The sequence below is a fragment of the Salinispora fenicalii genome (genome assembly GCF_000514815.1).
GTDB lineage: Bacteria > Actinomycetota > Actinomycetes > Mycobacteriales > Micromonosporaceae > Micromonospora > Micromonospora fenicalii.
Genome location: NZ_AZWQ01000010.1, coordinates 290,699 through 308,790 on the forward strand (window position 1 = coordinate 290,699; position 18,092 = coordinate 308,790).

Annotated in this window: 16 protein-coding genes, 1 tRNA gene and 1 other RNA gene; 12 read left to right on the top strand and 6 right to left on the bottom strand. The window is 68.5% G+C overall.

All coding sequences use genetic code 11. From position 1 onward, the window contains the following. Positions 1-10 precede the first annotated feature (10 nt). Positions 11-604 carry an Rv3235 family protein gene (locus B116_RS0104420; RefSeq protein WP_027659322.1) on the bottom strand — a complete coding sequence of 198 codons (594 nt, stop codon included), beginning with the start codon at positions 602-604 and terminating at the stop codon, positions 11-13. A 109-nt stretch (positions 605-713) separates the two neighbouring features. Beyond that, complete coding sequence (locus tag B116_RS0104425; RefSeq protein ID WP_027659323.1) at positions 714-944, bottom strand: helix-turn-helix domain-containing protein; 231 nt, start codon at positions 942-944, stop codon at positions 714-716. 213 nt (positions 945-1,157) lie between these two features. Between B116_RS0104425 and B116_RS0104430 the strand changes: the two genes are divergently transcribed. Next, positions 1,158-1,664, top strand: a complete 507-nt coding sequence (locus B116_RS0104430) for a DUF6912 family protein (RefSeq protein ID WP_018721077.1) — start codon at positions 1,158-1,160, stop codon at positions 1,662-1,664. A 72-nt stretch (positions 1,665-1,736) separates the two neighbouring features. Here the strand turns inward: B116_RS0104430 and B116_RS0104435 are convergent, their stop codons facing one another. Continuing rightward, positions 1,737-2,831: a hypothetical protein gene (locus B116_RS0104435; protein ID WP_027659324.1), complete on the bottom strand. Its 1,095-nt coding sequence runs from the start codon at positions 2,829-2,831 to the stop codon at positions 1,737-1,739. Positions 2,832-3,103: 272 nt separating this feature from the next. On the opposite strand from B116_RS0104435, the gene pruA reads away from it, so the two are divergent. The 8 genes from pruA (at position 3,104) to B116_RS0104470 (ending at position 10,678) form a co-directional block, all read left to right on the top strand. After that, a complete protein-coding gene (pruA, locus tag B116_RS0104440; RefSeq protein WP_018721075.1) occupies positions 3,104-4,732 on the top strand; it encodes an L-glutamate gamma-semialdehyde dehydrogenase in 1,629 nt (542 codons plus the stop codon). A gap of 155 nt (positions 4,733-4,887) precedes the next feature. Then, a complete protein-coding gene (locus tag B116_RS0104445; protein WP_018721074.1) occupies positions 4,888-5,403 on the top strand; it encodes a PadR family transcriptional regulator in 516 nt (171 codons plus the stop codon). 201 nt (positions 5,404-5,604) lie between these two features. Next, positions 5,605-6,726, top strand: coding sequence for a peptide chain release factor 2 (gene prfB, locus B116_RS0104450; RefSeq protein ID WP_018721073.1), 1,122 nt, complete (start codon positions 5,605-5,607; stop codon positions 6,724-6,726). Positions 6,727-6,844: 118 nt separating this feature from the next. Then, positions 6,845-7,525: a cell division ATP-binding protein FtsE gene (ftsE, locus tag B116_RS0104455; protein WP_018721072.1), complete on the top strand. Its 681-nt coding sequence runs from the start codon at positions 6,845-6,847 to the stop codon at positions 7,523-7,525. A 58-nt stretch (positions 7,526-7,583) separates the two neighbouring features. Further along, positions 7,584-8,459, top strand: a complete 876-nt coding sequence (ftsX, locus tag B116_RS0104460; protein ID WP_018721071.1) for a permease-like cell division protein FtsX — start codon at positions 7,584-7,586, stop codon at positions 8,457-8,459. Positions 8,460-8,621: 162 nt separating this feature from the next. Continuing rightward, complete coding sequence (gene smpB, locus B116_RS0104465) at positions 8,622-9,098, top strand: SsrA-binding protein SmpB (protein ID WP_018721070.1); 477 nt, start codon at positions 8,622-8,624, stop codon at positions 9,096-9,098. Positions 9,099-9,181: 83 nt separating this feature from the next. Then, positions 9,182-9,557: a transfer-messenger RNA gene (gene ssrA, locus B116_RS26215) on the top strand. Between the two features lie 179 nt (positions 9,558-9,736). Continuing rightward, positions 9,737-10,678, top strand: coding sequence for a hypothetical protein (locus tag B116_RS0104470; RefSeq protein WP_026321492.1), 942 nt, complete (start codon positions 9,737-9,739; stop codon positions 10,676-10,678). Between the two features lie 24 nt (positions 10,679-10,702). Here B116_RS0104470 and B116_RS0104475 read toward each other — a convergent pair whose 3' ends face one another. Further along, a complete protein-coding gene (locus tag B116_RS0104475) occupies positions 10,703-11,506 on the bottom strand; it encodes an S-methyl-5'-thioadenosine phosphorylase (RefSeq protein WP_026321491.1) in 804 nt (267 codons plus the stop codon). Positions 11,507-11,647: 141 nt separating this feature from the next. On the opposite strand from B116_RS0104475, the gene B116_RS0104480 reads away from it, so the two are divergent. The 3 genes from B116_RS0104480 to B116_RS0104495 all read left to right on the top strand — a co-directional run bounded on the left by B116_RS0104480 (position 11,648) and on the right by B116_RS0104495 (position 15,479). Further along, positions 11,648-12,238 (top strand): YqgE/AlgH family protein, encoded by a 591-nt coding sequence (locus B116_RS0104480; protein ID WP_026321490.1) that lies wholly within the window; start codon positions 11,648-11,650, stop codon positions 12,236-12,238. 91 nt (positions 12,239-12,329) lie between these two features. Further along, positions 12,330-12,402: transfer RNA gene (locus B116_RS0104485), tRNA-Ala, on the top strand. Between the two features lie 404 nt (positions 12,403-12,806). Then, a complete protein-coding gene (locus B116_RS0104495; RefSeq protein ID WP_027659325.1) occupies positions 12,807-15,479 on the top strand; it encodes a DEAD/DEAH box helicase in 2,673 nt (890 codons plus the stop codon). A gap of 266 nt (positions 15,480-15,745) precedes the next feature. On the opposite strand, the gene B116_RS24675 is transcribed toward B116_RS0104495, so the two are convergent. After that, a complete protein-coding gene (locus tag B116_RS24675) occupies positions 15,746-16,207 on the bottom strand; it encodes a hypothetical protein (RefSeq protein ID WP_027659326.1) in 462 nt (153 codons plus the stop codon). 274 nt (positions 16,208-16,481) lie between these two features. Next, a complete protein-coding gene (locus B116_RS0104505; protein ID WP_027659327.1) occupies positions 16,482-17,396 on the bottom strand; it encodes a DNA-processing protein DprA in 915 nt (304 codons plus the stop codon). Positions 17,397-18,092: the final 696 nt, after the last annotated feature.

Sequence of the window (18,092 nt, forward strand, 5' to 3'; positions counted from 1 at the left end):
GCATACAGGCTCACAGGACGTTGAGGGCGGTGCAGAGCCAGGTGCCGCGGCGCTGTTCGAGGCGGATCGCCATCGCCCAGGTCCGGCCGGCTGGCCCGGCCAGCACGGCGGCTGCCTCGACGACCGCGTTTCGCGGCTCGCACACCCGCAGCCGGCGCAGCCGCGTGCCGGGCCGCGCGGAGCGGCGTCGCACCGGCCCCGCGCGGGCGGTGGCACGGGTCAGCTCGGGCGCCAGTTCGGCCGCCCGGGTCGGGTCGAGCAGTCGGCGCAGCTGACTGTGGGGGCGATAGCCGTTGATCACCTCCAGGCAGGTGGTGACGAACCGATGTGCAACCCGGGTCGCCTCCGGGGTGGCGGTGACCAGAGTCGGGGCGGGCAGCCGGGTCGGTGCGCGTCGGGGCCCGGATGGACCCGGTCCGGCCCCGCGGCGCTGGCTCGGTGAGCGGGGCAGTGGGCCTGCGCCCGCCCGGAACAGGTCGAGCGCGAGTTGGCCGTCGATCGGCCAGTGGGCGGGGTCGTCTTCGACGCAGGGCGGGTCAATGGACGGGGCCGGGCGAAGCCGGACGGGGGGACGAGTCGGCTCGGGGCGGCGGACAGCAGTCATCCCGGCCCTCCAGATCCTTGTGTTTGCCTTCGTTTGCCTACGGCAGCCACGATTCTGGAGTACGAAAGAGGTAGCGGTCAATGCTTGTGGATGACGGGTGGTGGGCGGACTACTCCGGCGCGCGCTCGGCGAGCGGGTTGTCGCGAACCCACTCGGCGGTCTCCGCGTACTTGTGGCTGATGTACTCCTCCAGCCGCGCGCGCTCCACCCGCCACTGACCGCGTCCGCCAATCTTGATCGCTGGCAGCTCGCCGCTGCGTACCATGTGGTAGACCTGCGAGTCCGACACGTTCAGCTCGGCGGCGACCTCGGACAACAGCAGGAACCTCGGCTCCGCCACGCAAACTCCCTGACTTGGCTGCGTTTGCCTTAGTTTGCCACCAGTAACGCCGCAAAGGCAGTGGGGTCTCCCGCAGCGCCGAGAGTGCGCTTGGGAACACTCTGGGAGCCCGGCTTTCGCCGAGCCGGTCCGGGGTGTATGACGGTCACGGCGTACGGCATGACCGGCGCCCAGACCGGCGTCCGCCGGTGGAGCTGAACTCAGGGAGAACCGGTGACCAATGAGCATGTCCGGGTGTATGTCCCGGCGACCGTGCCGATGCTGACCCTGCTGCAGACCGTCGGGCTCCCCGCGGCCTCCGCGCACGCGGTCACCCCGGCGCTGCGCGAGTGGTACGCCGAGGGGGACGAGGAGGAGCTGGAGTACGTCGCGTTCACCCGGGCGGCCCAGGACGCACTCCAACTCCTGGAGGCCGACGAGGCGGCCCCGCGCCGCCGGGTCGTCGTCTCGGCTGATTTGCCCGCGACTACTCCCGGACCGGACGAGACGGACCTCGGGTCCAGCGCGGTCGAGCTGTCCGGCCCGGTGCCGGTGGGGGCGGTGGCCGCCATTCATGTGGACGGCGCGGACGCGGCCACGGATGTCGCCGCCGCAGCCCGGGTGATGACCGAGGCGCTCGGCGGTGACCCGGACGCGCAGTTCACCGTTGACGGCGCCGAAGACCATGAGCTGGAGTGGTACGACGTCACCGAGCTGGACCAGCTCCTCGAACTGGGCTAGCCCAGCCGCTCGACGTGGTCGGCCGGGCCCGATCTGTTCCGGCTGGCTCCGAACGCCCTCCGGCCGGCGCGGTCACTCCCCGTCCGGTTCGTCCTCGTCCAGCGGGGCCGGTCCGAGGGTACGGCCGAAGGCGATCATCGCGGTCAGCGCGCCGACGAAGAGCACCCAGATCCCGTTGTCCACCCGTGAGGTGCCGAGGGAGGTCTGCGCCACGGCGTCGGCCTCGCTGAGCGCGCTCGCCAGGTCGAGCAGCCTCCGCCCACCGATACGCAGGATCACCTCGGCGACGAGTAGCAGCAGCCCGGGGCCGGCCCCGGCGATCAGGTAGGCCGGCCAGCGCAGGGTGGGCGGATCGCTGCGGCGCGCTGCCCGGCGCCGGGACCAGGTCAGGTAGCCGAAGGCCAACAGCCCCGCCACCAGACCGGCGAGCAGGGACTCGGTACGGGAGACCCACTTCGCGGCGCTGAGCAGCGACTCCTGGGTTTCGCCCGCGCCGAAGAGGTCAAAGAGTGGGTCCCGCGCCCAGCTGAACGCCACGACAAAGACGAGCGTGCCGAGGCCAGCGGCCACCACCGCGCCGATCACCGGGGCCCTCCGCGTCGCGGCGATCCCCCCGCCGATGATGGCGGCGGCGGCGGTGGTGCCGGCGATCACGTTGGTCGTGGCCGTGTCCGCGAAGGTCAGGTTGATGGCGAAGGCGGCGGCGAGCCCGATCAGCAGTCCGCTGGCGATCGCCGCGACAAAGCGCAGGGTGCTCCGGTCCCGACCTTGCTGGGCGAGCAGGTCCGCCCCGAACAGCGCGAAGGCGGTGCCAGCGATGAGCGCGGCGGAGATTACCCCGGGTAGGGCGAAGGCGGAGAGGCTGATCGCGGTGACTCCGGCCGCCGCCGAGTCGATCACCGAGTGGGTGGACCAGAGCATGGCGGCCAGCCAGCCGAGTGCCAACAGGCCGAGCACCGGCGCGCCGGGCGCGAGTATGCCGGCCCTCGCGGGCGCCGACGGCGTGCCGGCCGCGAGCGGGCTCGCTGCGTCCCGGTGCTCCGAACTCGCTGTGTCCCGGTGCTCCGAGCTTGTCTCGTCCGCGTGTTCCGAGCTTGTCTCGTCCGCGTCCGGGCTCGCCTGCGTCGGCTCCGTGGCGGCGGCGGAGTCGCCGGGCTGCTTCGTCATTGTCGTCCCTTCGACCGGCACCCGGCCTGCGGCGCGGCCGGTGGTTCACCGGCCCACCAGGGTACGCGTCGGTCGCTGTCCGCCCGGGAGCCGCGTCGGCCGGCCCGGGGGAGTTGGGGGTGGTGGGGAAGAGGGCCCAAACGTGGGAGGATCAGTCGAGGTCCCGCCGCCGTGACCGGCCCCTACGGCCTCGGTGCTTGGCGTCCGGCCACCCGGCCGACGCTCCGCGGGCCCGCTACCCCCGCTGCCACGAACGCCCCAGGAGCCTTTTGATGGACGCCGTCTTCTCCGTTCCCGAGCCCTACAACGAGCCGGTACGCCCCTACGAGCCGGGGGACACCGACCGGGACCGGCTGCAACGGCGGCTGGTCGAGTTGGCCGGCGACCGGATCGACCTGCCGATGACCATCGCGGGCGAGCAACGGATGGCCGGCGGCGCCTCGATCGACGTGGTGCAGCCCCACCGACACGCGCACGTGCTGGGCGTCACCGCCCACGCCACCCACGATGACGCTCGGGCCGCGGTGCAGGCCGCCAAGGACGCGGCGCCCGGGTGGCGGGCGTTGCCGTTCGCGGAGCGGGCAGCGATCTTCCTGCGCGCTGCTGACCTGCTCGCCGGGCCTTGGCGGGACACGCTGAACGCCGCCACGATGCTCGGCCAGTCGAAGACCGCACTCCAGGCGGAGATCGACTCGGCCTGTGAGTTCATCGACTTCCTTCGGTTCAATGTCCACTTCGCTCGCCGGCTCCTTGCCGAGCAGCCCCTCTCCTCGTCGGGCACCTGGAACCGGTTCGACCACCGTCCGCTTGAGGGCTTCGTCTACGCGATCACCCCGTTCAACTTCACCGCGATCGCCGGCAACCTGCCCTCGGCGCCGGCCCTGCTCGGAAACACGGTGGTCTGGAAGCCGGCGCCCACCCAGCAGTTCGCCGCGCACTTCACGATGCGGCTCTTCGAGGCGGCGGGCCTGCCCCCCGGCGTGATCAACATGGTCACTGGCCGGGGCGAGGAGGTGTCTGACGTGGTGCTGGCCGACCCCGACCTGGCCGGCATTCACTTCACCGGCTCCACCAAGGTCTTCCAGCAGCTCTGGCGAACCGTCGGCGAGAAGATCGCCCACTACCGGAGCTACCCGCGGCTGGTCGGCGAGACCGGTGGCAAGGACTTCGTGGTCGCCCACCCCAGCGCTGATGTGGACGCGCTGCACACCGCCCTGATCCGGGGCGCGTACGAGTTCCAGGGTCAGAAGTGCTCCGCGGCCTCCCGCGCGTACATCCCGCGGTCGCTGTGGGCGGGTGGGCTGCGGGACCGGCTCGCCGCCACCGCGGAGGCGCTCACCTATGGCGACGTCACCGACTTCAGTAACTTCGGGGGCGCCGTCATCGACGCCAAGGCGTACTCGCGGCACACCGCCGCCCTGGAGTTGATCTCAGGGGATGACCGTTGCCAGGTCGTCGCCGGTGGCACCGCCGACGACTCGGTCGGCTACTTCGTTCGGCCGACACTCTTCGAATGCACCGACGCCGCGCACGAGACCTTCACCACCGAGTACTTCGGGCCGATCCTCGGCGTACACGTCTTTGACGACGCCCGCTTCGACGAGGTGGTCACCCAGGCCGAATCGATCGCGCCGTACGCGTTGACCGGCGCCATTTTCGCAACCGACCGACGGGTGGTCGACCGGGTCGCCGAGCGGATGCGGTACGCGGCCGGCAACTTCTACATCAACGACAAGCCCACCGGTGCGGTGGTGGGGCAGCAGCCGTTCGGCGGTGCCCGCGCCAGTGGCACAAACGACAAGGCCGGCTCCTGGCAGAACCTGGTCCGATGGATGTCACCCCGCACGATCAAAGAAACCTTCGTTCCGCCGACTGACCACACCTATCCCCACATGCGCTAACCAGAAGGACCCCTTCGCTACGTCGACCGCCCGGCGTAGGGGAGGGGTCCTTTCATCCACTCCATATCGGTGGACAGTGCACTTAGGAAGCCCTGATGGGTGGCGAAAACGTGAAATCCTGGACGCCGCGACCGCAAAGTGGCAGCGTGAGAGGCATGGCGGATTCCGGAGTCAACCCCACGGCGGCGGCCCTGCTCGGGCTGCTTCACGAGGGCCCGATGACAGGTGGTCAACTGATGGCCGCCGCCGAGCGCCGGTTGGCGCCGTACTGGTCAATGACCCGCAGCCAGGTCTACCGCGAGCTACCCGTGCTGGCCGAAAAGGGGCTGGTGCGGCTCGGTAAACCGGGGCCGCGGATGAGCCAGCCGTATGCGATCACCGCGGCGGGTAAACGGACCTTCTCCAGATGGCTGACGGAGGAGCCCGGTCGGGACACTATTCGAAACCCGATCGCGCTGCGGTTCGCCTTTGGAAACCTGCATTCGGCCAGCCAGCTCAAGAACCTTCAGACGGCGGCGAATGAGTACCACACGGAGGCCCTCGCCCGGGTTCGGGAGCAGGTGAAGAACGCGAAGAAGGAAGGCGAGACGTACGACGCCAGCGCCCTGGAGTTCGCCGTCGCATACCACAAGGCCGCCCTGTCCTGGCTCAAGTCCGCCCCGGTCAGCTGACCCGGCAGCTGGCCCCCGCCGGTCGGCTTCTCGCCCGCGCTGGGTTTGTTGGGCGTGGCCTGCGGGGCTCGCAAGCTCGCGCCTGCTTCGCGGGCTCGCTTCTGCTCCGCAAAGCTCACTCCTCGCCCGCGCTGGGTTTGTTGGGCGCGGCCTGCGGGGCTCGCAAGCTCACTCCTCGCCCGCGCAGTAGTCTTGTCTGTCGTGACCGATGCCGACTACGCCGAACAGCTCAAGGACCTCGACGCCACTCTTCGTAACATCGAGTCGGTGCTCGACATCGACCGGCTTCGGGCGGACAAGGCCCGTCTGGAGGAGGCCGCCTCCGCCCCCGACCTCTGGGACGACCAGGCCCGGGCGCAACAGGTCACCTCGCAGCTGTCGTACGTGAATGGGGAGATCAACAAGCTCGCCGAGCTTCGTTCTCGCCTCGACGATGCCAAGGTGCTGCTGGAGCTGGCCGAGGCGGAGTCCGACCCGGGTGCCCTCACCGAGGTCGAGACAGAGGTCGCCGGACTGACCAAGGCCATCGACGAGATGGAGGTACGCACGCTGCTCTCCGGCGAGTACGACTCCCGGGAGGCGCTGGTGGCGATCCGAGCCGGTGCCGGCGGCGTGGACGCGGCGGACTTCGCCGAGATGCTGCTGCGGATGTACCTGCGCTGGGCCGAGCGGCACGGCTACCCCACCGAGGTCTACGAGACCTCGTACGCCGAGGAGGCCGGACTCAAGTCGGCTACCTTCACGGTCAAGGTGCCGTATGCGTACGGCACGCTCAGCGTCGAGTCGGGCACCCACCGGCTGGTCCGGATCAGCCCCTTCGACAACCAGGGTCGACGGCAGACCAGCTTCGCTGGGGTCGAGGTGCTTCCGGTGGTGGAGCAGACCGATCACATCGACATTCCCGAGAACGAGATGCGCTTTGACGTCTACCGGTCCTCCGGCCCCGGTGGGCAGAGCGTGAACACGACTGACTCGGCGGTTCGGATCACCCACATCCCGACCGGCATCGTGGTTACCTGTCAGAACGAGAAGTCACAGCTGCAGAACAAGGCGTCCGCGCTGCGCGTCCTTCAGGCCCGCCTGCTGGAGCGCAAGCGCCAGGAGGAGCAGGCCAAACTCCAGGGCCTGAAGACCGACGCCGCCGGCTCCTGGGGTGACCAGATGCGGTCGTACGTCCTGCACCCGTACCAGATGGTGAAGGACCTTCGAACGGAGCAGGAGACCGGTACTCCCTCCGCGGTCTTCGATGGCGAGTTGGATGCCTTCATCGAGGCCGGTATCCGGTGGCGAAAGCAGCAGCAGCTTGCTGATGACAATGCGTGACCGATCATGGGCGCAGCGCGTTATCGAATATTGTGAGTGCCGGCAGATCGATGACGTGTCCCGAAATTGAGGGGCGCGAGATTTGGCACATCGGTTACACCGCGTAGACTCACGACCCGTGATTCAGCTTGAGCAAGTGACGAAGACGTACCCGAAGGCGTCCCGGCCTTCGCTCGACAACGTGTCCGTCGCGATCGAGAAGGGCGAGTTCGTCTTCTTCATCGGCCCATCCGGCTCCGGCAAGTCCACCATCATCAAGATGCTGTTACACGAGGTTGCGCCCAACAAGGGCCGGATCGTCGTGAACGGCAAGGATGTTACGTCGATGCGCTCCTGGAAGCGGCCTGCCTTCCGGCGCTCGATCGGCTGCGTGTTCCAGGACTTCCGCCTGCTGCCGAACCGCACCGCCTACGAGAACGTGGCGTTCGCTCTTGAGGTGATCGGCAAGACCAAGGCGGTTGCCCGCCGGGTGGTGCCGGAGGTGTTGGAGCTGGTCGGGCTTGGTGGCAAGGAGCACCGCTACCCGCAGGAGCTCTCCGGTGGTGAGCAGCAGCGGGTGGCGGTCGCCCGGGCGTTCGTGAACCGTCCGCTGATCCTGCTCGCGGACGAGCCGACCGGAAACCTCGACCCGGACACCTCCATCGAGATCATGCGTTTGCTGGACCGAATCAACCGCACCGGTACGACCGTCGTGATGGTTACTCACGACTCGAACATCGTGAATCAGATGCGTCGCCGGGTCATTGAGATCGAGAGCGGCCGGATCGTCCGCGACCAGGCTCGCGGCGTCTACGGGTGAGCCGGCGCTCCCGCCCGACTGACGACCACCACCTGCCGGAGACGCGGAGGAATCTTCGATGCGCTTGAAATACGTCCTGTCCGAGGTCATGGTCGGACTGTGGCGCAACGTGACCATGACCATCGCAATGATCATTACGATGGCGGTCTCGCTGACCATGCTCGGCGCGAGCGGCCTGATCTACGTCAAGGTCGCCGAGATGAAGGAGCTGTACTTCGAGAACATCGAGGTCTCGATCTTCCTCGAGACCGAGGTTACCGAGGAACAGAAGACAGCGATCCAGGCCAAGCTGGATGTCGACCCGCTGATCGAGAGCGTCACGTACGTCAACAAAGAAGAGGCGCACGAGGATTTCGAGGAGATGTTCCGGGACTCCCCGGACCTGCTCAGTGCGATCGATCCAGAGGTGCTGCCGGAGTCGTACCGGCTGAAGCTGGTGAACCCGCAGGAGTATCAGGCGATCGGGGAGCAGTACGCCGAGATTGAGGGCGTCGACCAGGTGGTCGACAGGTCCAGCGTACTCGACAAGATCTTCAAGCTCTTCTCCGCCGGTCAGAACATCGCCCTCGTCGCGGCGGTCGCGATGGCTGTCGCCGCCCTGCTCCTGGTCGCCAACACCATTCAGGTCGCCGCCTACAGCAAGCGGCGCGAGGTCGCGGTCATGAAGCTCGTCGGCGCGTCGAACTGGTTCATCCAGGCGCCCTTCGTCCTGGAGGCCGTGGTCGCCGGCCTGATCGGATCCCTGCTCGGCCTCGGCGCCCTCGCCGGCCTGAAGATCTTCCTCTTCGACGGCGCGCTGAGCGCCCTCCAGGGGCTCTTCGCGCCGGTCAGCTGGGGCGAAGTGCTGCTCGCCTTCCCCCTGATGGCCGCCGTCGGAGGCCTGATCAGCGCGATCACCGCCTGGGTCACGCTCCGCTTCTACCTGCGGGTCTAGTGTCCGCAGGGCGGCCGTGGGACCGCCCTGCGCACCCTGTCGTCGGGCCAAGGCTCTTCCGCACCGGAAATATTCGGCGCGGGAGGGCCCTTGCGCTCCGGTAGGATGATCGCCGCTGTTCGGCCCACGGGACGCGCAGCGACAGGAAGGGAGGTGGCGCCGATGCCACGGGAAAAGGGGCGGAAGGTAGTCGCCTCCAACCGGAAGGCCCGCCACGACTACTCGATCCTCGACACCTACGAGGCGGGGATGGCGTTGACCGGCACCGAGGTCAAGTCGCTGCGGGCGGGGCGGGCGTCGCTGGTTGACGCCTTCGCCCAGGAACGCAACGGCGAGCTGTATTTGCACGGGATGCACATCCCGGAGTACGTGCAGGGCACCTGGACCAACCACGAGCCCCGACGCACCCGCAAACTACTGCTCAACCGCATCGAGATCGACCGGCTGATCGGCAAGACCCGGGAGAGCGGGCTCACGATCGTTCCGCTGCAGGTCTACTTCTCCGACGGCTGGGCCAAGGTCGAGATCGGCGTCGCCAAGGGCAAGAAGTCGTACGACAAGCGGCAAGACCTCGCCAAGCGGGACGCGCAACGGGAGATCGCCCGGGCCGCCGGCCGGCGCGGCAAGGGGATGGACTGAGCTGGCGCCCGGCCGGGGCGGGATGAAACCCGTTGCGTCAGGCGTTAGGCTTGTCGGTGCCGCCAACAGGGGCGGCCCGTCGAGGGGGTGACTGGTTTCGACTTCGTACGTTGCGGCAGGGGAAGCGAGCCGAGGAAGCCAACGTCGTCTCGGAAATCGTTCGTTGGAAACCAATAAGCGCCAAGCAGAATCGCGCTGACTTCGCTCTCGCCGCCTGAGGCGAGTAGCAAGTCTGTCGGCCTGGGAGTGCCTTCGACCCAGTTAGCCGGCATCAGCTAGGAGGCTGGCCAATCGGACCCGGTCGCGGGGGCCGTGCGGCGAGATTAATCAGCGACTGGGCCCGTCACACCGACTCGCTCGCGTGATCGGAGGGGCCGAGTAGAGGCACAGCGAGCTGCGCTCGGAGAAGCCCTGGCAAGGCGGCGAAGGACCCGGGTTCGATTCCCGGCACCTCCACCACCCGACCTGTGCGCCCCGGTCCACCCGGACCGGGGCGCACCGGCGTTTCTGGCCTCGAATCTCTATGCCGCGCCGGCCGACAGTGCCCCGGCACCCGGGGAGCTACCCGGCCGAGCGTGGCTCCCGGCGCCGGCCGCAGCGACCTGGAACCGGTGCGCGGTGGCGAACGTCGGAGGAGTATGCGTCGAGTATTCGCCCCCTTGAGCCTGACCCTGCTGCTGGTCGCCGGTTGCGCGCCGGCCGGCTCGGAGCCGCCGGGCGCCCCCTCACCAACCGGCCGGCAGGCGGTGTTCGAAGAGCGGGCCACTCAGATCGCCGCCGCCTGGCAGCCCGGCCCGTCCTGGAGCGACGGGTACATCCCACTTCAGGAACCGACCATGACCGTCGGAGACCCCGGCTTCACCCCGGACACCCAGACCGCCTTCCAGGCCGGCTGGTACCGAGACCAGATTCCGCTGCCGACGGACCAGCCCGAAGACGGCACCATCCAGTTCCCCTCCGGCACCCTCACCGTGCCGCTGGTCAGCGCCGCCGAGGCGTATCGGGAACTTGATCGGGGCGACCCACCGGCCTGCGGCGGGCGGCCGACGAACCCGGCCACCCCACCGGCCCCGGCGGACGGGCCGGACACGGGGGTTGGCACCTCGCCGCAGACCGCCTGCATTCCGCTCACCGTCACCGCCGTCGAGCTGGACAGCGTGCCGGTGCGGACCAGTCGAGGCGAGGCGACGGTCCCGGCCTGGCTGTTCACCATTGACGAACTGGCCGCCCCGGTGGCCCGGCTCGCGGTCGCCCCGACCGCCGTCGGAGCGCCGCCGGAGCCGACCGCACCCACCGCGCCACTGCCCGAGGAGTTGGTCGGGGCGCTGGACCTGCGCGCAGTGGACGACGCGACGCTGACCGTACGGGTCGGCACCGGTGCGTGCGACACCGGCCTCACCCCGCTGGTGTACGAACAGGATGACGTCGTGGTCGTCGGCGGCGCCGTGACCCGTAGCACCGGTGTCTGCACCGAGCAGCTCCTACTCGCACCGGTGACGGTGCAGCTTGCCGCCCCGCTGGGGGAGCGGACCGTGCTCGACGTGCTCGGCGGCGGGCCGCTGCGACTCACCATCGACTGACCGGCGATGGCCCGGCCGCCGGGCTCAGGGCAGCGCGAAGGGAAGCTTGATGCCCTCCAGGGCTGACCCGCAGGCGCAGTCCCGATCGGCCGGCAGCTGGGCCACCGCGGTGAAGAGCAGCTCCCGCAGGCGGGCGGTGTTCTCGCCGAAGACCCGGAACACCTCCTCCTGGGTTACCGAACCGCCGCCCGGCACGCCCGCGTCGTGGTCGGTGACGAGCGCAATCGACGAATAGCAGAGGGCCAGCTCCCGGGCGAGCACCGCCTCCGGGTGGCCGGTCATGTTGACCACCGTGCCGCCGATTGCCGTGAACCAGCGCGACTCGGCGCGGGTGGAGAAGCGGGGACCCTCGACCACCACCACCGTCCCGCCGTCCACCGCCGGCACACCCCGCTCGGCGCCAGCGGCGAGCAGCGTACGCCGCCCGACCGGGCAGTACGGGTCGGCGAAGGAGACGTGCACCGCGCCCCGGTCGTAGTAGGTCTGCGCCCGACCACTGGTGCGGTCGATCAGCTGGTCGGGCACGACGAACGTGCCCGGGCCCAGCTCCGGGCGGAGGCCGCCGACCGCGCAGGGGGCGAGCACCTGGCGGACCCCGAGCGAGCGCAGCGCCCACAGGTTGGCCCGGTAGGGGATCTGGTGCGGCGGATGCCGGTGATCCCGGCCGTGCCGGGGCAGGAAGGCCAGCCGGCGGCCCGCGACCTCCGCGATAGTGACCGCGTCGGACGGTGACCCGTACGGGGTGTCGATTTCGTGCTCGGTGGCGCCGTCGAGCAGGGCGTATAACCCCGACCCGCCGATCACCGCGAGTTCTGCCGTGGGACTCACCGAACCTCCCTCGTCTCTGTCGCGTCAGACCTTAGCCAGCGACCCAGCAGCAGGCTATGGTGCCAGGCATGGCGTTGACGGGGCAGCTGGCACCGGTGTCCCCGGTTGTCCGAGCACAGTCGGACTGACGGGGTGTCCGGCATGCAGGAAGAGGGGCGGGCGATCGACGGGCAGGCGACGGAGTCGATGGCCGGGCGGTTGCTGGTTGCGGCACCGACGTTGAAGGATCCGAACTTCGACCGGACCGTGGTGCTGCTGGTCGCCCACGAGCCGGGCGGGGCGCTGGGCGTCGTTCTCAACCGGGCCACCGAGATTCCGGTGGCGGAGGTGCTCGGCGACTGGGGCGAGTTGGCCCGCGACCCGGCCGTGGTCTTCGAAGGGGGTCCGGTGCAGCCGGATTCGGCGATCTGCCTCGCTCGGATGCGCCACCCGCTGCGCCCGATGAAGAGCTTCCAGCAGATCTCCGGTGCGGTCGGCACGCTCGACCTGACGGTGGACCCGGCGCAGCTGCGAGAGAGCATCGCCGGCATCCGGGTCTTCGCCGGCTACTCCGGGTGGGATTCGGGCCAGCTGGAGCAGGAGATCGCAGGGGGCTCCTGGTTTGTCCTGGACGCGTTGCCCGGCGACGCCTTCGTCGATCGTCCGGACGACCTGTGGCCTATGGTGTTGCGCCGGCAGGGCGGCATGATGGCGGCGGTGGCGCACTTCCCGGCGGACGTAGCGCTCAACTGAGCCGGCGCGGTGGCAGGGCACCCCGCGCGCTGACCGCGCCGGTCGGCGTGTGTATAGTTCTCCCGTGCCCGGGCGACCGGGTAGTGCACAGGGGGCCGTGGCGCAGCTGGTAGCGCACCACACTGGCAGTGTGGGGGTCAGGGGTTCGAGTCCCCTCGGCTCCACCCAAGAAAAAGCCCTGGTGGGAGACAGCATCTCCCACCAGGGCTTTTTGAATTGTCACTCTCGTGGACCGCTATGTGCTAGATCCGTGCCAGACCACGCGCTGATCTTGCCCGATGCCTCTTCGTTCAAGGCGTCTAGTGCGGCTGCGATGGCGAGATCGCGGTCACAGGTTGTGTGCTCCTAGAGCATCGCCGCTCGGGTGCTCGAATGACCGATGCGCCATCAGTTCCTTGAGCGTCGCGTCGCTCTGCGCCGACCATGTGCTGTCCGTGTGCCGAAGGTCGTGAAGGTGCAGGCCGAGATCGGTCGGGATGCCGGCGGTGGCCAAGGCCTTCGAAGGTCCCGTTGGTGTAACGGGTGCACTACGATACCGTCCCTAAACCCCTCGATCTCAGCGGTGAGCATGAACAAGACGGAGCGTGAAGAGATTCGTCGCCTCGCGGCGGACTTCAGCCAGTGGAGCCACCGCGCCGAGGACGTGCAGGACTGGCGCCAGGCTGTCGTAGAGGCAGCCACCCGCGACGAAAAGACCATGCGGGCGCGGAGCGTCATAGTGGGTCAGGCCGGGCAGGCTGCCTGGCGTGTACTCACACTCCAGAGGAGTGACGCCGGAGTTGTTAGGCGCCTCTGGGAGCGCGCGACGCTCCCCGCGCTGACCGCTGCTGACCACACGCTGCTGCACCTTCTCACGGCGGACGCGCCCCGCGCCGTCACCGAGGTCGCGCCGATGCTCGGGATGCGCCGTTTCTTCGCCGGGTCGGCAAAGAAGCAGCTGGCGGAGGCGGCCGGTGAGTTACTACGTGCCCACCATGCGCTGCTTCTCCGGAGCGACGGCCCCGGTCGACTTGAACGGTTTGGCGCCTTCACTGCGCCCGTCGACCCCCGACGTCTCGGGTTCCAGACCCTACTCGATCCCGCCCTCCGCTTTGACCTCGTCTCCGAGCGGACGGGCCCGGCACCAGAGATCCTGGACCGGCCAGTCATCGACGGGCTGCCGGAAGCGCTGGACGCCATCGCGAAGGTCGTCGCAGGCGAAGCCTCGTACAGATCGGCGGCCCACGACGCGGGTGAGAAGGTGAGACGTGCCGAGGTCCAACGGATCCTGAATGAGATGTCTGTGGATGCGCTGAAGGCCGCTACCCGGGATCGCCTCCGGCTGGGGTCACTCGCCGAGGCGGGGGTCAGCACGGTGCAGGGGGTGCTGGACTGCGGCTGGTCCCTCCAAGCGCTACCGGGCGTCGGCGAGACCTCCGTGCGGCGCATGCTCGGCGCAGCGCAGACCCTTTGGCAGGCGACCTACGACGAGATGCCGGTCCGTATTGACATCAATCACCGTCATCCTGAAACCACCCAGCTGCTGCGTTGCCTCGCCGAATGGGACTCGTGTCGGCAGACCCGAGGTGCGGCTGCGGACCTTGAGCGTGCATCGGAACTCGCACCGCTGCGAGCCGCGATCGACAGCGAGACCACTCACCTGCTTGTGATCCCGACCAGGCAACTCCCGACAGCTGGACTCTCCGAGAGCATCCAGATGGTCAAGCGGAGAGCCGAACTGCTGAGCGTGTCGTCCGGATCGCGCCGGAGGAACGCTGGTGCGGATCCGTGGGATGACTTCCTCGCTCGGCCTGCTGACTACTTCGCCATGCTCGCCGAGATGGGGTTCGTCACCGAAGACGAGAACGCGTCGCATGGCGATCTCCCCGAAGAGATCGTTCAGGCGGTCCGCGACCAAGCGCTCAACGGCGAACACCTGACGGCGTCGCTGCGCGGCTACCAGAGCTTCGGGGCCCGCTTTGCCTTGGTGCAGCGCAAGGTCATTATCGGGGACGAGATGGGACTCGGCAAAACCGTCGAGGCGATCGCCGTCCTCGCGCACCTGCGCAGCAGAGGCAAGACACACTTCCTCGTCGTTTGTCCGGCCGCGGTGGTGACCAACTGGGTCCGTGAGGTCGTCGCCAAGTCGAAGCTGCGAGCGTGCCGAGTCCATGGTCCGGAGCGCGAACGCGCAGCCCGAGCGTGGATGCGTGATGGCGGGGTTGCCGTGACCACGTATGAGACCCTGGCGTGGTGGGAACGCGCGCTGCGGGAACTCCACGACCTCGCCTGTGTCGTCGTGGACGAGGCCCACTACATCAAGAACCCTCAAGCGCAGCGGACGATCCGAACCAAGCGGCTTGTTGAGAGATCGGAACGCGCGATCCTGCTCACCGGCACGCCGCTGGAGAACCGGGTCGACGAGTTCCGCAACCTGGCCTCCCACGTACGCCCGGACCTCACCGTGGACGCCAGCGACCTGTCGCCGCGGACGTTCCGCAGGCAGATCGCGCCGGCGTACCTGCGCCGCAATCAGGAGGACGTGCTGACCGAACTTCCGGAGTTGATCGAGGTCGAGGATTGGCTGCCCCTCTCCGGGGCGGACAGCTCGCGGTATCGGGGCGCGGTCGAGCACGGGAACTTCATGGAGATGCGCCAAGCGGCGATGCTCGAAGGACCGCAGTCCACCAAGATGCAGCGCCTGATCGAGATCGTCCGCGAAGCGGAAGAGAACGGGCGCCGGGTGATCGTGTTCTCCCACTTCAGGGAGGTCCTCGGCCTGGTCGCCCGGTTGTTGCCCGGGCCGGTGTTCGGGCCACTCACCGGCTCCGTACCAGCCGGCCAACGCCAGCAGATGGTGGACCAGTTCTCGTCCGCTCGGCACGGCGCCGTCCTCGTGGCCCAGATCGTCGCCGGCGGCGTCGGGCTCAACATCCAGTCCGCGTCCGTCGTCGTCATCTGTGAACCGCAGCTCAAGCCGACGACCGAGGCGCAAGCCGTCGCCCGTGCGCACCGGATGGGACAGGTGCAGTCTGTGCAGGTACACCGGCTGCTGTCCGAGGACGGCGTAGACCAGCGAATCACCGAACTGCTGGCGGGGAAGAAGCGGATCTTCGATGAGTTCGCCCGGGTCAGCGAGATGGCTGACTCGAGTCCGGAGGCTGTGGACTTGTCCGAGACGGAGCTCGTCCGGCAGGTCGTGGCAGCCGAGCGTCAACGCCTGTCCGCACGTGCTTCCGCTCAGACTGGCGCAGCCGGGTAACGCCGCGAGCATAAGAGGCGGCGGGACAGAGTTCTCACACCGCCTCCAACGCAATCGTTCGCAACGGGGCCGGGAGTGGCGATACGGCGTATGGCCGAACGCGAGGCAGGGAAGCTGGGGCCTGCGTCGGCGCGCTGGGTGCCGCCTTGGCTCCGTCAGGGTGCCTCCGGCGGGGGCGTTCCGGCTCCAGGAAGGCAGTGGGCCGTCTGCGTCTGCCGGCTCCGTGGTCGGCTGTCGGCGGCGGACGGGATGGCGAGTGTTCCTGATCAGTCTTCAGCTGCGCACCGTGTGGTATTGAAGACCGGGCTAGCAACTGCGTTGAGCAACTGCCTGGCCGGCACGTTGTTCGGATCCACGTGGCGGCCGAGGACGACGACGGCCACGGTGGTGGCACCGGCGACCTTCAGGGCGTGCGCCAGAGATTGGGTCCGGGCACCCGTCGTCCAGGTGTCCTCGAGGACCAGTGCATGAACGGGTGCGCGTGACGCGGGCAGGACGGTCGTGAACCAGTCGGCGTGGAAGTCGTGATCATCCGGGCCGTAGCTCGGGTTGATCGTGCTGGTGATCCGAGGCAGCCGGAGCCGGTCACCGACAAGGTTGGCGAGCGGATGTGCCCCAGCGCGGCTGCGGGCGCTCGGGACGGTGATCAGGTGTGTTGGGGAGGCACCGGTACGGACCGTTACACAGGGGAGATGGTCGCGCAGGAAGAGCAGCAGGAGCGCGAGCAAGCTCCGCTGAGCCTGCTCGGACGGAGCTGTGCCCTTGTAGGTCCGGAGGTTGTGGTGATGCTGTGAGGTGCGTGGCGAGTAGGAGATCGGTAGGACGAGGTCGGCGAGGACGCCCTGGGACCGGGTGAGGTGGCTCTGGCAGCGGAAGCAGAGCGAGTAGCCCTCGTTTCGCGTTCCCCGGCACGTCGGGCAGATCCACGGGTATGCCGGTAGCGGGTTGCGCAGATAGCCGCGCTGGACCTCGACGTGTCGGCTGATGATGGTCCAGCGCTGGTCAGCGGAGGGCGAGGTCAGGGAAGTTCTCCAGGCCGGCGTCGGTGGGCTGGTAGCTGAGGATGTCTTCGACGGCCTCCAGCAGCTGCGCGGTGCCGTGGACAACGTAGACGCCCGGGTTCTCGGCGAACGTCTTTGCCCAGTTGCGTCGCATGACCTGGCTCGTGAGCACGACGGGACGGCCATGTTGGAGGGCAAGTCGGGCCTGGATCCGTGCTCCGCTGGTCTCACCCGCCTCGACAACGACCGTCGCGACTGCGTACCCACTCATGACGGCGTTGCGCATGGGGAAGCTCTGCCTGCTCGGTGGGGCGTCGGGCCAGAACTGGGAGATGACGAGTCCGACCTCGGCAATGTGGTCCTGGAGACGCTGGTTCGCCGAGGGGTAGTACCGGCGGATTCCCGTGCCGATGACCGCGACCGTGCGTCCACCTGCCTCCAGCGCAGCTGAGTGTGCGGCGGTGTCGATGCCGGCGGCCAGCCCGCTGACCACGGTCACCCCGCGGCCTGCCAGGGTAGTGGCGATTGCTCGGGCGATCCGCAGCCCTTCCGCATGGGCCTTGCGACTGCCGACGACGGCCACTGCCTGATCGTGAACCCGTAGATCACCTCGGCTGAACAGGAGCGGGGGCATCTCCCTGATGCCGAGCAGCTGGGCAGGGTAGGTGTCGTCAAAGAAGGCGTGGACGCCGATTCCATCCGCTTGCCAGCCGGTGATCTCGGCGGCGGCAGCGCTGATCAGCTCGGTGGTTGAATCTCTGTTCGGGAAGAGCGTGTCGGAGTGGCCGACCGTATGGTCGAGGACTGCCTTGGCGCTGCCGTTCTCCTGGATGTCGAGAGCGATCTCCGACCAACGTGCGTGAGGCCGGCGAAGTAGCGCGACCAGGGAGGCCCGCTCGATCGTCGCCGTGTCCATGGGCATGATCGTAGGCCTTGGGCTGCGTTCCTGGCTCAGCCATCCTGGCCGGTGCTGAGGTCGGGAACCTCGAGCGGACGTGATCGTTGGAACATATGTTCGATTCGCACTGGAATCAAGGCTGAATCGGCGTTGAGTGACCGATCTTGCTTGTCTTGCAGTCCCAGTAGCGCGAAGGCTGGATGGCCAACCGGGCCCACCCGGAGGGGCGCCCGAATCGAGGGCCCCTCCAGGGGCCAGCTCCGTCGTGATGTTTCCCGATCGTTTCACGGACGGTCCGGAGGAGTCGGCGTGACATGGGTAGACCCGGACCGGTGGGCGCCGCTGACCTGCGAGTCCGGCGTGGGTATGGACGTCACTGACGTCAGGTTGATGCCGGTCTGGGGTGTGGTCGGGGGCACGGTGGCGGCGGAATCCCGGCCGCCGTCGGGGCGTTACACCCTGCGTACGACCGAGCAGGCGTCCCGCCGATGGCGGATGCCAGCCGGGTCAGCTCCCGGGAATGGTGGTGGCCGGCCGGTCGTTACATCTGGACCCGGCGCCGTATGTGTGTGCCTCTCTGGTGAGGCCCACGGTCGCCGACCCCTTCTTCTCTTCTTGTTCTTTTGAGCGCCGGACGGTGCTTGCACCCCTTTGCCGCCCGAACCCCCCTTCGGGCGTGCGTGTGATGGGTGTCGACCCCCGAATGGAGCATCC

Bases quoted from the DNA above. Each gene is read 5' to 3' on its own strand.
- B116_RS0104435 (WP_027659324.1), bottom strand. From the start codon at position 2,831: ATGACGAAGCAGCCCGGCGACTCCGCCGCCGCCACGGAGCCGACGCAG.
- ftsX (WP_018721071.1), top strand. From the start codon at position 7,584: ATGCGCTTGAAATACGTCCTGTCCGAGGTCATGGTCGGACTGTGGCGC.
- B116_RS0104480 (WP_026321490.1), top strand. From the start codon at position 11,648: ATGCAGGAAGAGGGGCGGGCGATCGACGGGCAGGCGACGGAGTCGATG.
- B116_RS0104420 (WP_027659322.1), bottom strand. From the start codon at position 604: ATGACTGCTGTCCGCCGCCCCGAGCCGACTCGTCCCCCCGTCCGGCTT.
- pruA (WP_018721075.1), top strand. From the start codon at position 3,104: ATGGACGCCGTCTTCTCCGTTCCCGAGCCCTACAACGAGCCGGTACGC.
- B116_RS0104470 (WP_026321492.1), top strand. From the start codon at position 9,737: ATGCGTCGAGTATTCGCCCCCTTGAGCCTGACCCTGCTGCTGGTCGCC.
- smpB (WP_018721070.1), top strand. From the start codon at position 8,622: ATGCCACGGGAAAAGGGGCGGAAGGTAGTCGCCTCCAACCGGAAGGCC.
- B116_RS0104445 (WP_018721074.1), top strand. From the start codon at position 4,888: ATGGCGGATTCCGGAGTCAACCCCACGGCGGCGGCCCTGCTCGGGCTG.
- B116_RS0104505 (WP_027659327.1), bottom strand. From the start codon at position 17,396: ATGGACACGGCGACGATCGAGCGGGCCTCCCTGGTCGCGCTACTTCGC.
- B116_RS0104495 (WP_027659325.1), top strand. From the start codon at position 12,807: ATGAACAAGACGGAGCGTGAAGAGATTCGTCGCCTCGCGGCGGACTTC.